The organism is Pseudomonas migulae (assembly GCF_024169315.1).
GTDB lineage: Bacteria > Pseudomonadota > Gammaproteobacteria > Pseudomonadales > Pseudomonadaceae > Aquipseudomonas > Aquipseudomonas migulae_B.
Window position 1 is genome coordinate 2,774,095 of sequence record NZ_JALJWR010000001.1, and the last position, 12,716, is coordinate 2,786,810.

General features: G+C 60.5%; 12 protein-coding genes and 1 other RNA gene. 4 read left to right on the forward strand and 9 right to left on the reverse strand.

The window, feature by feature from the left end; genetic code table 11:
* Position 1: 1 nt before the first annotated feature.
* From mraY to rsmI, 9 genes are all read right to left on the reverse strand, one after another.
* Positions 2 to 1,084: a phospho-N-acetylmuramoyl-pentapeptide-transferase gene (gene mraY / locus J2Y86_RS12665; RefSeq protein WP_008037292.1), complete on the reverse strand. Its 1,083-nt coding sequence runs from the start codon at positions 1,082 to 1,084 to the stop codon at positions 2 to 4.
* Complete coding sequence (locus tag J2Y86_RS12670) at positions 1,084 to 2,451, reverse strand: UDP-N-acetylmuramoyl-tripeptide--D-alanyl-D-alanine ligase (protein WP_253431712.1); 1,368 nt, start codon at positions 2,449 to 2,451, stop codon at positions 1,084 to 1,086. The genes mraY and J2Y86_RS12670 overlap by 1 nt, the downstream gene beginning before the upstream one ends.
* Positions 2,444 to 3,907, reverse strand: coding sequence for a UDP-N-acetylmuramoyl-L-alanyl-D-glutamate--2,6-diaminopimelate ligase (locus J2Y86_RS12675; protein ID WP_253431714.1), 1,464 nt, complete (start codon positions 3,905 to 3,907; stop codon positions 2,444 to 2,446). The genes J2Y86_RS12670 and J2Y86_RS12675 overlap by 8 nt, the downstream gene beginning before the upstream one ends.
* Entirely contained in the window at positions 3,907 to 5,646 is a 1,740-nt protein-coding gene (locus tag J2Y86_RS12680) for a peptidoglycan D,D-transpeptidase FtsI family protein (protein WP_253440251.1), read from the reverse strand. Before J2Y86_RS12680 ends, J2Y86_RS12675 begins: the two co-directional genes overlap by 1 nt.
* Entirely contained in the window at positions 5,646 to 5,939 is a 294-nt protein-coding gene (ftsL, locus tag J2Y86_RS12685; RefSeq protein WP_032828607.1) for a cell division protein FtsL, read from the reverse strand. Before ftsL ends, J2Y86_RS12680 begins: the two co-directional genes overlap by 1 nt.
* Positions 5,936 to 6,883, reverse strand: a complete 948-nt coding sequence (gene rsmH / locus J2Y86_RS12690; protein WP_084320472.1) for a 16S rRNA (cytosine(1402)-N(4))-methyltransferase RsmH — start codon at positions 6,881 to 6,883, stop codon at positions 5,936 to 5,938. The genes ftsL and rsmH overlap by 4 nt, the downstream gene beginning before the upstream one ends.
* Positions 6,880 to 7,335 carry a division/cell wall cluster transcriptional repressor MraZ gene (gene mraZ / locus J2Y86_RS12695; RefSeq protein ID WP_008025967.1) on the reverse strand — a complete coding sequence of 152 codons (456 nt, stop codon included), beginning with the start codon at positions 7,333 to 7,335 and terminating at the stop codon, positions 6,880 to 6,882. The genes rsmH and mraZ overlap by 4 nt, the downstream gene beginning before the upstream one ends.
* 354 nt (positions 7,336 to 7,689) lie before the next feature.
* Positions 7,690 to 8,043, reverse strand: an RNA gene (rnpB, locus tag J2Y86_RS12700) — RNase P RNA component class A.
* A gap of 75 nt (positions 8,044 to 8,118) precedes the next feature.
* Positions 8,119 to 9,024: a 16S rRNA (cytidine(1402)-2'-O)-methyltransferase gene (gene rsmI, locus J2Y86_RS12705; protein ID WP_253431718.1), complete on the reverse strand. Its 906-nt coding sequence runs from the start codon at positions 9,022 to 9,024 to the stop codon at positions 8,119 to 8,121.
* 176 nt (positions 9,025 to 9,200) lie between these two features.
* Here rsmI and J2Y86_RS12710 point away from each other — a divergent pair, with 176 nt between their 5' ends.
* The 4 genes from J2Y86_RS12710 (at position 9,201) to J2Y86_RS12725 (ending at position 12,647) form a co-directional block, all read left to right on the forward strand.
* The gene (locus J2Y86_RS12710; RefSeq protein WP_253431721.1) at positions 9,201 to 11,012 is read left to right on the forward strand and encodes a penicillin-binding protein activator; all 1,812 of its coding nucleotides are present in this window, start codon (positions 9,201 to 9,203) and stop codon (positions 11,010 to 11,012) included.
* Positions 11,012 to 11,374, forward strand: coding sequence for a YraN family protein (locus J2Y86_RS12715; protein WP_214378572.1), 363 nt, complete (start codon positions 11,012 to 11,014; stop codon positions 11,372 to 11,374). The genes J2Y86_RS12710 and J2Y86_RS12715 overlap by 1 nt, the downstream gene beginning before the upstream one ends.
* A gap of 104 nt (positions 11,375 to 11,478) precedes the next feature.
* Positions 11,479 to 12,072 (forward strand): phosphoheptose isomerase, encoded by a 594-nt coding sequence (locus J2Y86_RS12720; protein WP_008025961.1) that lies wholly within the window; start codon positions 11,479 to 11,481, stop codon positions 12,070 to 12,072.
* Positions 12,069 to 12,647, forward strand: coding sequence for a BON domain-containing protein (locus J2Y86_RS12725; protein ID WP_214378574.1), 579 nt, complete (start codon positions 12,069 to 12,071; stop codon positions 12,645 to 12,647). Before J2Y86_RS12720 ends, J2Y86_RS12725 begins: the two co-directional genes overlap by 4 nt.
* Positions 12,648 to 12,716 lie beyond the last annotated feature (69 nt).

Below are 12,716 nucleotides of genomic sequence, written 5' to 3' on the forward strand. Positions count from 1 at the left end.
TCTACCTCAGCTTCAGGGTGGCAAGGCCGACCAGTACGAGAATCACGGTGATGATCCAGAAACGGACGATCACGCGTGGCTCGGGCCAGCCCTTGAGTTCAAAGTGGTGGTGAATCGGCGCCATGCGGAACACGCGGCGACCGGTCAGCTTGAAAGATGCAACCTGGATAACGACCGACAGGGTTTCCATCACGAACACCCCGCCCATGATGAACAGGACGATTTCCTGACGGACGATCACCGCGATGGTGCCCAGGGCTGCGCCCAGCGCCAGCGCGCCAACGTCGCCCATGAAAACCTGTGCCGGATAGGTGTTGAACCAGAGAAAACCGAGACCCGCACCGATCAGCGCGCCGCAGAACACGATCAGTTCGCCTGCGCCCGGGACATACGGAATCAGCAGGTATTCAGCGAATTTCACGTTACCCGACAGGTAGCAGAAAATCCCCAGGCCACCACCGACCATCACGGTCGGCATGATCGCCAGGCCGTCGAGGCCGTCGGTCAGGTTGACCGCGTTGCTCGAGCCGACGATCACGAAATAGGTCAGGACGATGAAGCCGGCACCCAGCGGAATGCTGTAGTCCTTGAGCATCGGCAGGATCAGGGTGGTTTCCACCGGTGTCGCCGCGGTCATATAAAGGAAGATCGCCGCGCCGAGGCCGAACACCGACTGCCAGAAATACTTCCAGCGGCTCGGCAGGCCTTTGGAGTTCTTCTCGATCACCTTGCGATAGTCATCGACCCAGCCGATGGCACCGAACAGCAACGTGACCAGCAACACGGTCCACACATAGCGGTTGCTCAGGTCAGCCCAAAGCAAAGTACTCACGCCGATGGACGATAGGATCAGTGCGCCACCCATGGTCGGCGTGCCGGATTTGGACAGGTGCGATTGTGGACCGTCGTTACGAACGGACTGGCCGATCTGACGGTTCTGCAACGTGCGGATCATCCACGGGCCATAGCACAGCGACAGGACCAGCGCGGTCAGCACACCGAGGATCCCGCGCAGGGTCAGGTACTGGAAGACCGCGAAGCCTTTGTAGAACTGTTGCAGGTACTCCGCTAACAGCAGCAGCATCAATGTTTCTCCAGGCTGGTCCCGCACAAAGCGGCGACGATGTTTTCCATCGCAGCGCTGCGCGAGCCCTTGATCAAAATGGTGGTGTTTGTGTCTTGCTCGGCGCCGAGGGCCTTGATCAATTCAGCCTGAGTGGTGAAGTGATAAGCCTGCTCGCCAAAAGCGTTTACGGCGTGAACCATATTTGGCCCGACGGCATAAAGCGCGGAAACCTTGCCACGGGCATACTCGCCCACGTCGCGGTGGCCCTGCTCCGCCCAATCGCCCAACTCGCCGATATCCCCGAGCACCAGAACGGTGCGACCGGAAAAGCCGGCGAGTATATCAACGGCCGCGCACATGGAGGTGGGGTTCGCGTTGTAGGTGTCATCGATCACGCGCATGCCGTTGGTGGCCAGTTGCGCAACGGTGCGCCCCTTGACCGGCTGCACTGCACCGAGGCCGGTGGCGATGCCGAACAGCGACACGCCCAGGGCATGCGCGGCAGCAGCGGCGGCCATGGCATTGGCAACGTTATGGGTGCCGAGCAGGTTCAGTTGAACGCGCTCCACACCGTCAGGAGTGTGCAGGTTGAAGGCCGGGCAACCGCGAGCGTCGCGGTCCAGATCGCTGGCGTAGAAGTCGGCGCTGACGTTGCTCAGGGCGAAGGTCAGGACTTTGCGACCGGCAGCGCGGGTCTTCCAGATGTCGAACGCCTTGTCGTCAAGATTGAGCACAGCGACGCCATCGGCCGCCAGCCCTTCAATGATCTCGCCTTTGGCTTCTACGATTTTTTCCGGCCCGCCGAACTCGCCGACGTGGGCGGTCCCGGCATTGTTGAGCACGGCCACGTGGGGCTTGGTCATGCCGACGGTGTAGGCGATTTCGCCAAGGCGCGAAGCACCCAGTTCGATCACGGCCGCGGTGTGTTCCGGCGCGAGTTCGAGCAAGGTCAGCGGTACGCCGAGGTCATTGTTCAGGTTGCCGCGGGTCGCCAGCACCGGACCGCGCGTGCGCAGGATGCTCGCGAGCATTTCCTTGACCGTGGTCTTGCCGCTGGAACCGGTGATGGCCGCCACCGGATGGGTAAACGCCGCACGATTCATCGCGCCCAGTTGACCCAGTGCCTGACGGGTGTCCTTGACCTGCAATTGCGGCAGCGTGCTGTCGGCGACTTCGCGCTCGACCAGGGCACCGACGGCGCCTTTGCTGGCCACGTCGTTCAGATAGTCATGGCCGTCGAAGCGCGGACCGGTCAGGGCAATGAACAGCTGGCCCGGTTTGATCGCACGGCTGTCGATGCTGACACCGTCGAACGTGGCATCGGACGCGCTCAACTGGCCATTCAATGCACCGGTCAGTTCGCTCAGTTTCAGGTGCTTAAGCATGGGCCACCTCCCACGCGGTCAACGCGTGATCCGCTTCGACCAGATCGGAGAAGTCATGGCGCTGGCCGTTGATTTCCTGATAGTCCTCGTGACCTTTACCGGCCAGGACAATCACGTCATCCGCCGAAGCGCTGGCGATCAACTGGGCAATCGCCTGACCACGACCGGCGACGAAAGTAACTTTGTCCACATCGGTGAAACCGGCGCGGATGTCATCGAAAATCACGGCAGGATCTTCGGTGCGCGGATTGTCATCGGTCACCAGCACGCCATCGGCCAGACGTTCGACCACTTCGGCCATCAGCGGACGCTTGCCGCGATCGCGATCTCCGCCGCACCCGAACAGGCACAACAAGCGACCCTTGGCGTGAGGACGCAGGGCCATCAATACTTTTTCCAGCGCATCCGGGGTGTGAGCGTAATCGACCACCACCAACGGCTGGGTGCCACCACCCAGGCGCTGCATGCGTCCGGCCGGGCCTTCGAGTTTTGGCAGGACCTTGAGGATTTCGTCCAGCGCATAGTCCAGACCGAGCAAGGCGCCGACCGCAGCCAGCACGTTGCTCAGGTTGAAGCGACCGAGCAAGGTGCTGCGCAGATGGTGTTCGCCCTGCGGCGTCACCAACGTCGCGCGCACGCCTTCGTCGTCGAATTGCGCTTCACGGCAATACAGGTAAGCGCTGCTGTCCAGCAGGCTGTACGTGATCAAGCGCGATTCGCGTTTTTCGGCGGCCAGTTGCCGGCCGAAATCGTCATCGAGGTTAACCACCCGGCATTTCAGATCGTTCCAGGCAAACAGCTTGGCCTTGGCTTCGCCGTAGGCCTCCATGGTGCCGTGGTAATCCAGATGATCGCGGGACAGGTTGGTCATCACCGCCACATCGAAGGCCAGCGCGGTGACACGTCCCTGATCCAGACCGTGGGACGACACTTCCATGGCCACGGCTTTGGCGCCGGCCTTTTTCAGGTCAGCCAGGGTCGCTTGCACCGCGATCGGGTTCGGCGTGGTGTGCAGGCCGCTTTCCAGCGCGCCATAGAAACCCGAGCCCAGAGTGCCGACGATGCCGCAATGTTGGCCGAGCAAATCCAGCGCTTGCGCAACCAGTTGGGTCACACTGGTTTTGCCGTTGGTGCCGGTCACGCCGACCAGATTCAGGTGGCGACTCGGATCACCGTAAAAACGCCCGGCGATGTCTGACAGCTGTGCCGCCAGGCCTTTCACCGGAATCATCGGCACATCGGTGATCGGCAATACGGTCGAACCTTCGACTTCATAAGCCACGGCTGCGGCGCCGCGCTGCAAGGCGTCGGTAATGTGCGCACGACCGTCGAACTTGCCGCCAGGGACGGCGAGAAACAGGTCACCTGCCCGCACATTGCGGCTGTCCAGCGCCAATTCACGGATCAACAGATCACGGCCGGCGTGGGCGAATATCTTGTTCAGGCTCAGAGACATCAGCCGCGCCCTCCATTGGCTTTCAGCGGAACGACCGGTGTTGCGTTGGCCTGTTGAACCGGCGGCAGGTTGTCCGGCGTGATGTTCATCAGGCGCAAGGTCCCGGACATCACTTTGCTGAACACCGGCGCCGATACCAGGCCACCGAAGTAACCGGCTTTGGTCGGTTCGTCGATCACCACCACGATGGCGTAACGCGGATCGCTCATCGGGCCGAAGCCGGCGAACAGCGAACGGTAGGAATTCTCGGCGTAGCCTTTGGTGCCGACCGACGTTTTACGTGCGGTACCGGACTTGCCGCCGACGTGATACGCCGGCACCTGCGCACGGAATACACCGCGCGGGGCTTCGATGACTTGCTGCAGCATGGTCTGCATGGTTTTCGCGACCGCTTCGGGCAGCACTTGCGTGGTTTGCGGCGCCTTGTCGGTCTTGATCAGGGTCAGCGGTGCGAGGCGACCGTTGTTGGCCAGCGCCGAGAAGGCGTGGACCAACTGGATCGCGGTCACGGAAATACCGTAGCCGTAGGACAGCGTTGCGGTTTCAGCCTTGCGCCATTCGCGGTAGTTCGGCAGGTTGCCCACGCGTTCGCCCGGGAAGCCGAGGCCGGTGTCCTGGCCGAGGCCGACTTTCTGTGCCAGACGGAAAATGGTTTCGCCGCCGATATCGAACGCAACCTTGCTCATGCCGACGTTACTGGAGTTGATCAGGATGCCGGTCAGGTCGAGCACCGGGCCTTCACTCTTGGAGACGTCCTTGATGGTGTACTTGCCAATCTGCAAGGTGCCCGGGTAGACCTCGACGGTATCGGTCGGTTTCCAGCGGCCGGTTTCGATAGCGGCGCTCATGGAAATCGCTTTCATGGTCGAACCCGGCTCGAACACGTCGATCATCGCGCGGTTGCGCATCATCGCCGGTTGCAAGTTGCGACGGTTGTTCGGGTTATAGGTCGGCTGGTTGACCATGGCGAGGATCTCGCCGGTCTTCACGTCCATGATCACCAGGCTGCCAGCCTTGGCACCGTTCTCGATGATCGCGTTGCGCAGCTCGCGGTTGGCCAGGTATTGCAGACGCAGGTCAATGGACAACGCCAAGGGCTTGCCGGCCTTGGCGTTTTTGGTCACCTGAACATCTTTGATAAGTCGTCCGCGCCGGTCCTTGATGACCTGTCGCTTGCCGGCGACCCCGGCCAGCCATTCGTCATACGCCAGTTCGACACCTTCACGGCCATGGTCATCGATGTCGGTAAAGCCGACCATATGAGCAGTCACTTCACCGGCCGGGTAGAAACGCCGGAATTCTTCGATGCCATAAACGCCCGGCACTTTCAGATCGAGCACGGACTGGCCTTGCTCAGGCGTCAGCCCGCGCACCAGATAAATGAATTCTTTGTTGGCCTGGGCCTCGAGACGTTCGGCCAGAGCTTTCGGATCCTGACCCAGCGCGGCCGCCAGTGCGGGCCACTTCTCTTTGGCCAGCTGCATTTCCTTGGCGTTGGCCCACAGGGTGGTAACCGGCGTACTGACCGCCAAAGGCTCGCCGTTACGGTCGGTAATCAGACCGCGGTGAGCCGGAATCGGGATGTGACGAACGCTGCGCGCATCGCCCTGACCTTTCAGGAAGGCACGGTCGACCACTTGCAGGTCAATGATGCGCCAGCAAATCGCTGCGACCATGACGCCAAGCAGACCCACCACCAGGCGAAACCGCCATGGGAACATTGCGCCTTCGAGTTTCATCATGGCGCCACCATCTGCACGTCAGCCGCGCCGGGGATGTGCATCTTCAGTTGCTCGGTGGCCAGGACTTCGATACGGCTGTGGGCGGTCCAGGTGCTCTGCTCGAGAATCAACCGGCCCCATTCCGCCTGCGCCTTGTCGCGCACGCTCAACTCGTTGTACAGCGAGTTCAACAGCTGACGGTTCCAGTGGGCGCTGTACGACACGCCGATGGCCGACACAAGCACGCCCACAAACAGCAGCAGCATGAAAAAGCTTCCGCCGGGCAGTGGCTTGGCGAAAAGCTTGCTCACCGCAGCTTCTCCGCGACGCGCATGACGGCGCTACGGGAACGTGGGTTGGCTTTGAGTTCGGCCTCGGAGGCGGACTGCGCTTTGCCATGGACTTTGATTTTCGGTTCGAAAGCGACGTGACGAACCGGCAGGTTGCGCGGCAGGTTGTCGGCTTCGCCTTTCACCAGTTTGCGCATGAACAGTTTGACGATGCGGTCTTCCAGCGAATGGAAGCTGATCACGACCAGGCGGCCGCCGATTTCCAGGCATTCCAGCGCGGCTTCAAGGCCGGCTTCCAGATCGCCCAGTTCGTTGTTGACGTGAATACGCAGGCCCTGGAACGCGCGGGTTGCCGGGTTCTTGCCCTTTTCCCACGCCGGGTTGGCGACTTTCAGGACTTCAGCCAAATCGCCGGTGCGCTCAAACGGTTTGATATCGCGACGCTCGGCCACGGCACGGGCCATACGCCCGGAGAAACGTTCTTCGCCGTATTCCTTGAACACCCGGGCGATTTCTTCCACCGGCGCGGTGTTGACGAATTCGGCCGCGCTGATCCCGCGGGACGGGTCCATGCGCATGTCCAGCGGACCATCGTTGAGGAAACTGAAGCCGCGCTCAGGGTCGTCGAGCTGTGGCGAGGAAACGCCCAGGTCGAGCAAAACGCCGCTGACCTTGCCGGCCAGACCGCGCTCCGCCACTTCCGAGCCGAGCTCGGCAAAGCTGCGCTGCACAACGACAAAGCGGCCGTCTTCGGCCGCTAGCGTCTGCCCGGTGGCAATCGCTTGAGGATCCTTGTCGAATCCGAGCAACCGACCTTCGGGACCGAGCTGGCTGAGGATCAGCCGGCTGTGCCCGCCGCGCCCGAACGTGCCGTCCAGATAGCAGCCATCAGGACGTACGGCGAGAGCCTCGACGGCTTCGTCAAGCAGTACGGTGATGTGGTTAAAGCCGCTATCAATAGTCACAGGATCAAATCACGCAGTTCATCAGGCATGGCGCCCGGTTGTTGAATAGCAGCCAGGTCAGCGGCAGAAACCGCATCCCAGGCATCCTCGTCCCACAATTGGAACTTGTTCAGTTGGCCTACCAGCATCGCGCGCTTGTCCAGTCGGGCATATTCACGAAGACGCGGTGGAACCAGAAAACGACCACTGCCATCGAGCTCGAGGTCGACGGCATTACCAATCAGTAAACGTTGCAGGCGACGGTTCTCTTCGCGAAGCGAAGGGAGTGCGCGCAGTTTGGTTTCAATAATTTCCCACTCATCGAGGGGGTAAACACACAAACACGGATCAACGGCATCAATTGTGACGATCAACTGCCCGGAACTACGCGAAACGAGCTCGTCACGGTACCGGCTCGGCATAGCGAGACGGCCCTTTGCGTCGAGACTGATAGCGTTAGCTCCGCGAAACACGACAGCGTTTCTCCAAATATTAGCGTTTTGCGTTCAAAAAACCCACTTCATGCCACTTTCCGCCACTTGCGCACACTATAGGAATGCGGCCACCGCACCGTCAAGGCGCGGATTAAAGGAAAACCCTTACAGAACTGAGATTTAGGAGCGTATTAGGAGGGGTAACGAGAATCTGGCGGATGAATCTGCCCAATAACTTGAATCAGCACGGAAGGCTGCGCTCAGAAGTTAAAGTAGTTTGTTAAGAGTAAGATTTTTTCGGTATTACAAAAGAGGATATGCGATGGATTGTGCAAGGAGGGAAACTGCCATTACGAGCGCCCTGCTCAATCATTCGAACAGGGAGGGAAAAAGGTGGAGAGTCGATCTGTAAGCCGGGTTCTGTCTTGAACAGTCATTCGTCTACGATGGCCATCACTGGACATCTTTAGCAACCTACCCGGTCCCAGCGCGGGCCACGCCTTGGGACCCTATTTGGTCTTGCTCCAAGTGGGGTTTACCTAGCCACGAACTGTTGCCAGACGTGCGGTGCGCTCTTACCGCACCTTTTCACCCTTACCGGCGCCGAAGCGCTTAGGCGGTTATTTTCTGTGGCACTTTCCGTAGGCTCACGCCTCCCAGGCATTACCTGGCACTTCGCCCTATGGAGCCCGGACTTTCCTCCCCCCCCTAATTTTCATAGAGGGCAGCGACTGTCCGATCGACTCTCCGCCGCGAAGGTTAACGGCAGAGCGGCCGAAGAACAAGCGCTAAACGCCTGCAGACACTCCAGCACGTCGGGTTTTACTCGCCCTTCTGTTTATCCAGCGCGACTTGATACAGGACATTCTTGCGCTCGCCGGTGATTTGCGCCGCCAAGGCTGCGGCACGCTTGAGCGGCATCTCTTCGAGCAACAGATTGAGAATGCGCATGGCTTCACTGCTGACAGCGTCCTCGGTTTCCGGGGCCGACCAACCTGCGACCAACACCACGCACTCACCGCGCTGCTGATTGCTGTCCGACTCGACGAACTCGCGCAGCTCGGCCAATGGCAGGCCCTTCAGGGTTTCGAAGGTTTTGGTCAGTTCCCGCGCCAGCAACGCCGGACGCTCCGGACCAAAAACCAGCTCCATGTCTTGCAGGCATTCAAGGATGCGGTGCGGGGCTTCGTAGAAAATCAGCGTGCGCGGCTCTTCTTTAACCAGCTCAAGGCGAGCACGACGACCGACAGCCTTGGCCGGCAGGAAGCCTTCGAAGATAAAACGATCCGACGGCAGACCCGCCGCCGACAACGCCGCGATCAGTGCACAGGCACCCGGAACCGGCACCACGTTGATTCCCGCCGCGCGCGCCTGACGCACCAGGTGATAACCCGGATCGGAAATCAGCGGTGTCCCGGCATCGGAGATCAGCGCCACATCGTCGCCGGCGAGCAAGCGGGTAATAAAGCGGCTACCTTCATCCCGCTCGTTATGTTCATGGCAGGCTGCCAGCGGCGTAGGAATGCCAAAGTGCTGCATCAACCGCTGGGAGTGACGTGTATCTTCGGCGGCGATCAATGCCACGTCGCGCAGGATCTTCAGCGCGCGCGCACTGATGTCGTCCAGGTTGCCGATGGGCGTCGCCACCACATAAAGCGAGCCAGCAGCGGAATTCAAAGCACCTGGAGCAGTCAAAGCGCACACCTCATGATCGGTAAAAGCCGCCATTGTAGCGCGTAGCGATGCTTTCGATACGCGCAAGCAAGCCCGGTTTTTTCAGCCTTTTGTGCAGTGCTGCAACATTTGCACGAGCTAAATTGATCGATTCACGCCAGTAACATCGCGCCCCGGCCAGTGCTTGGGTACAATTCCACGCTAATTTGATCGAGTATCAGGAACACTACATGATCGCTTGCCTGCGGCTGTTCACTGCCCTCTGCCTCGCTGCCTTGCTGGCGGCTTGCGCCAGCTCGCCCTCTTCCAGCCTTGGCGAACTTCCACGGACCCCGGATGCCAGTATCGAGCAACTGCTCGATCAGGCCGCCAAAAGCAAAACGCCGGAGCAAGCAGCACTGCTTCGTCTGAGTGCGGCAGACCTCGCTTATCGCCAGGGCAATGCCGGCCAGTCCGCGCAAATCCTGCAACAAGTGCCGGTCGAACAACTCAAGCCTGGCCAACAGGTGTTCGCCAGCACCCTGGCAGCTGAACTGGCTATGGTGCGCAATCAGCCAAAAGCTGCGTTGACTGCCTTGAGCCACCCGAGCCTGCAACGCCTGGGCGAATTGCCTGTCGAGCAACAGGTTCGCACCGGCACCGTGCACGCCCGCGCCCTTGAAGCCGATGGCCAGACCCTCGCCGCGGCACGGGAGCGCATTTTCATCGCGCCGATGCTGAGCGGTGAAGCGGCAAGCAAAAACCACGAAGCGATCTGGACCCTGATCGCCTCGCTGCCAACCGATCAGCTGCAACCGACCACCAACGACGACCTCGGTGGATGGATGGGTCTGGCGCTGGCCGTGAAAACCGCCGGCACCCTGGAGCAGCAGCAAGCCGCGATCGACAACTGGCGCGCCCAAAACCCCAAGCACCCGGCCGCCGTCCAGCTGCCCCTGCCACTGACCAAACTCAAGGAGCTGGCCAGCCAGCCCCTGGGCAAGATCGCCCTGCTGCTGCCGCAAGACGGCCCGCTGGCATCGGTAGGCAAGGCGCTTCGCGAAGGATTCATGGCTGCTCATTACCAGGCTCAACAAGCCGGTCAGAAGCCGCCGGCCATCGAGTTTTATGACAGCTCGCGCCTGACCTCCCTCGACGAGTTCTATCGCAAGGCCCAGGCCGATGGCGTGCAACTGGTGGTCGGCCCGCTGGAAAAGCCGCTGGTCAAACAGTTGAGCGCTCGTCCACAGCTGCCGATCACGACCCTGGCACTGAATTACAGTGAAGGCGAACAAGGTCCGGCCCAGCTGTTCCAGTTTGGTCTTGCCGCTGAAGACGAAGCTCGCGAAGTGTCCCGCCGCGCTCGCGCCGACGGCCTGCATCGCGCCGCCATCATGGTGCCGAAAGGCGAATGGGGCGACCGCGTACTGAGAGCGTTCAGCCAGGATTGGCAAGCCAACGGCGGCAGCATCGTTGCCACCGAACGCGTTGACCAACCGGTGCAACTGGCCCAGCAGATCGCCGACATGTTCCAGCTGCGCCAGAGCGAAGGCCGCGCCAAGAGCCTGCAAAGCACTGTTGGTTCGCAGGTAGCCGCTCAGCCGTCGCGCCGCCAGGACATCGAGTTCATCTTCCTGGCCGCCACGCCTCAGCAAGCCCAGCAGATCAAACCGACCCTGAACTTCCAGTACGCCGGTGATGTGCCGGTCTACGCCACGTCCCACGTGTTCAGTGCCAGCGGCGACGTCAACCAGTACAACGACATGAACGGCGTTCGCTTTTGCGAAACCCCATGGTTGCTGGATGCCAACGATCCACTGCGTAAGCAAGTGACAGCACAATGGCCACAAGCCGGCGGCAGCCTGGGTCGCCTGTATGCGATGGGCGTCGATGCCTATCGCCTGGCTCCACGCCTGGGGCAACTCAAGGCGTTGCCGGACAGCCGCATCGAAGGTCAATCGGGCAGCCTGGGCATGACTCAGAACCAACGCGTGGTGCGCCAGTTGCCATGGGCCCAGTTCGTCAACGGCCAGGTTCAACGCCTGCCGGATACTCCGCACTGATGCCTGACAGGTCACGCCAGCAAAGCGGTAAAGATGCCGAGCGCCATGCGCTCGAGCATCTTCAACAACAGGGTCTGCGCCTGCTGGCGCAGAACTGGTTGTGTAAACGTGGCGAGCTTGATCTGGTCATGCTTGATGGCGATACAGTAGTATTCGTTGAAGTTCGCTACAGAAAAAACACTCAATGGGGTGGCGCGCTCGATAGCATCGATGAGCGCAAACGGCAGAAACTGATTTTTGCCGCGCAGTATTTTCTTCAGCGCGAGTCGCGTTGGGCCAATTCCCCTTGCCGTTTCGACGTGGTCGCCATCGACAGCAACCACGATCAGTTGAACTGGCTGCAGAATGCCTTCGACAGCTGATCGAGCGCGTCCCGAAACGGACACTTTCACCCAACAATTTTGCTCTTTGCTTTGCGGGCTGCACATTCATGTGCCGAGTAGCCGCGCTAATTAAGGTCACACAGATGGACATGCAATCCCGAATTCGCCAGCTTTTTCAGGCCAGTATCGACACCAAGCAAATGGCGATGGACGTACTTGCACCGCACATCGAGCAAGCCAGCCAGGTGATGGTCAACGCCCTGCTCAACGAAGGCAAAATGCTCTCCTGCGGCAACGGCGGTTCTGCCGGCGATGCGCAGCATTTCTCGTCCGAGCTGCTCAACCGCTTCGAACGCGAGCGCCCGAGCCTGCCGGCCATTGCGCTGACCACCGACAGCTCGACGATCACCTCGATCGCCAACGACTACAGCTACAACGAAATCTTCTCCAAGCAAATCCGCGCGCTCGGCCAGCCGGGCGACGTATTGCTGGCGATTTCCACCAGCGGCAACTCGGCAAACATAATTCAAGCGATCCAGGCCGCACATGATCGCGAAATGATTGTCGTAGCATTGACCGGTCGCGATGGCGGCGGCATGGCGTCGCTGCTATTGCCCGAGGACGTCGAGATTCGCGTACCGGCCAACGTCACCGCACGTATTCAGGAAGTCCACCTGCTGGCGATCCATTGCCTTTGCGACTTGATCGACAGCCAACTGTTCGGGAGTGAAGAATGACCCCTAATCGCCTAGGCCTTCTGGCCTTGACCCTGTGCCTTGGCATCAGCGGCTGCACCTCGGTGGTTAACGCCAGCCGTGAAGCACCGATCGATGATGACCGCGGCACACGCACCTTAGGCAGCAAGATCGACGACTCTCTGATCGACACCAAGGTCGGCGTGAACATCGCGAAGGCCGATCCGGCACTGGACAACGATTCGCACATCGTCGTCACCAGCTTCAACGGCGTCGTGCTGCTCGCCGGCCAGACCCCACGCGCGGATCTCAAGGCCAAGGCCGAACAGGCCGCCGCCGCCGTCCAGCGCGTGAAGACGGTGCACAACGAACTGCAGGTGCTGCCGCCCTCTGGCTTCCTTGCCCGTCAGAACGACACCTGGCTGACCTCCAAGATCAAGACCCAGATGCTCACCGACAAGAACATCCCAGGTTCGCGCATCAAGGTGGTCACTGAGAACGGCATCGTTTACTTGCTGGGCTTGCTGACCAAACAGGAAGCGGCTCAGGCGACCAATCTGGTGCAGGGTGTTTCCGGCGTGCAGAAGATCGTGAAGCTGTTTGAGTACATCGACTGACACATCCTCCTGTAGGAGCCAGGCTTGCCGGCGAAGGCGATTTCCAGGACGCCTTCGCCGGCAAGCCTG

What these genes read in the sequence shown, in the direction of transcription:
- J2Y86_RS12725 (WP_214378574.1), top strand. Translation starts at nt 12,069, where the DNA reads ATGACCCCTAATCGCCTAGGCCTTCTGGCCTTGACCCTGTGCCTTGGC.
- rsmI (WP_253431718.1), bottom strand. Translation starts at nt 9,024, where the DNA reads ATGGCGGCTTTTACCGATCATGAGGTGTGCGCTTTGACTGCTCCAGGT.
- mraY (WP_008037292.1), bottom strand. Translation starts at nt 1,084, where the DNA reads ATGCTGCTGCTGTTAGCGGAGTACCTGCAACAGTTCTACAAAGGCTTC.
- J2Y86_RS12720 (WP_008025961.1), top strand. Translation starts at nt 11,479, where the DNA reads ATGGACATGCAATCCCGAATTCGCCAGCTTTTTCAGGCCAGTATCGAC.
- J2Y86_RS12675 (WP_253431714.1), bottom strand. Translation starts at nt 3,907, where the DNA reads ATGTCTCTGAGCCTGAACAAGATATTCGCCCACGCCGGCCGTGATCTG.
- J2Y86_RS12715 (WP_214378572.1), top strand. Translation starts at nt 11,012, where the DNA reads ATGCCTGACAGGTCACGCCAGCAAAGCGGTAAAGATGCCGAGCGCCAT.
- J2Y86_RS12710 (WP_253431721.1), top strand. Translation starts at nt 9,201, where the DNA reads ATGATCGCTTGCCTGCGGCTGTTCACTGCCCTCTGCCTCGCTGCCTTG.
- J2Y86_RS12680 (WP_253440251.1), bottom strand. Translation starts at nt 5,646, where the DNA reads ATGAAACTCGAAGGCGCAATGTTCCCATGGCGGTTTCGCCTGGTGGTG.
- J2Y86_RS12670 (WP_253431712.1), bottom strand. Translation starts at nt 2,451, where the DNA reads ATGCTTAAGCACCTGAAACTGAGCGAACTGACCGGTGCATTGAATGGC.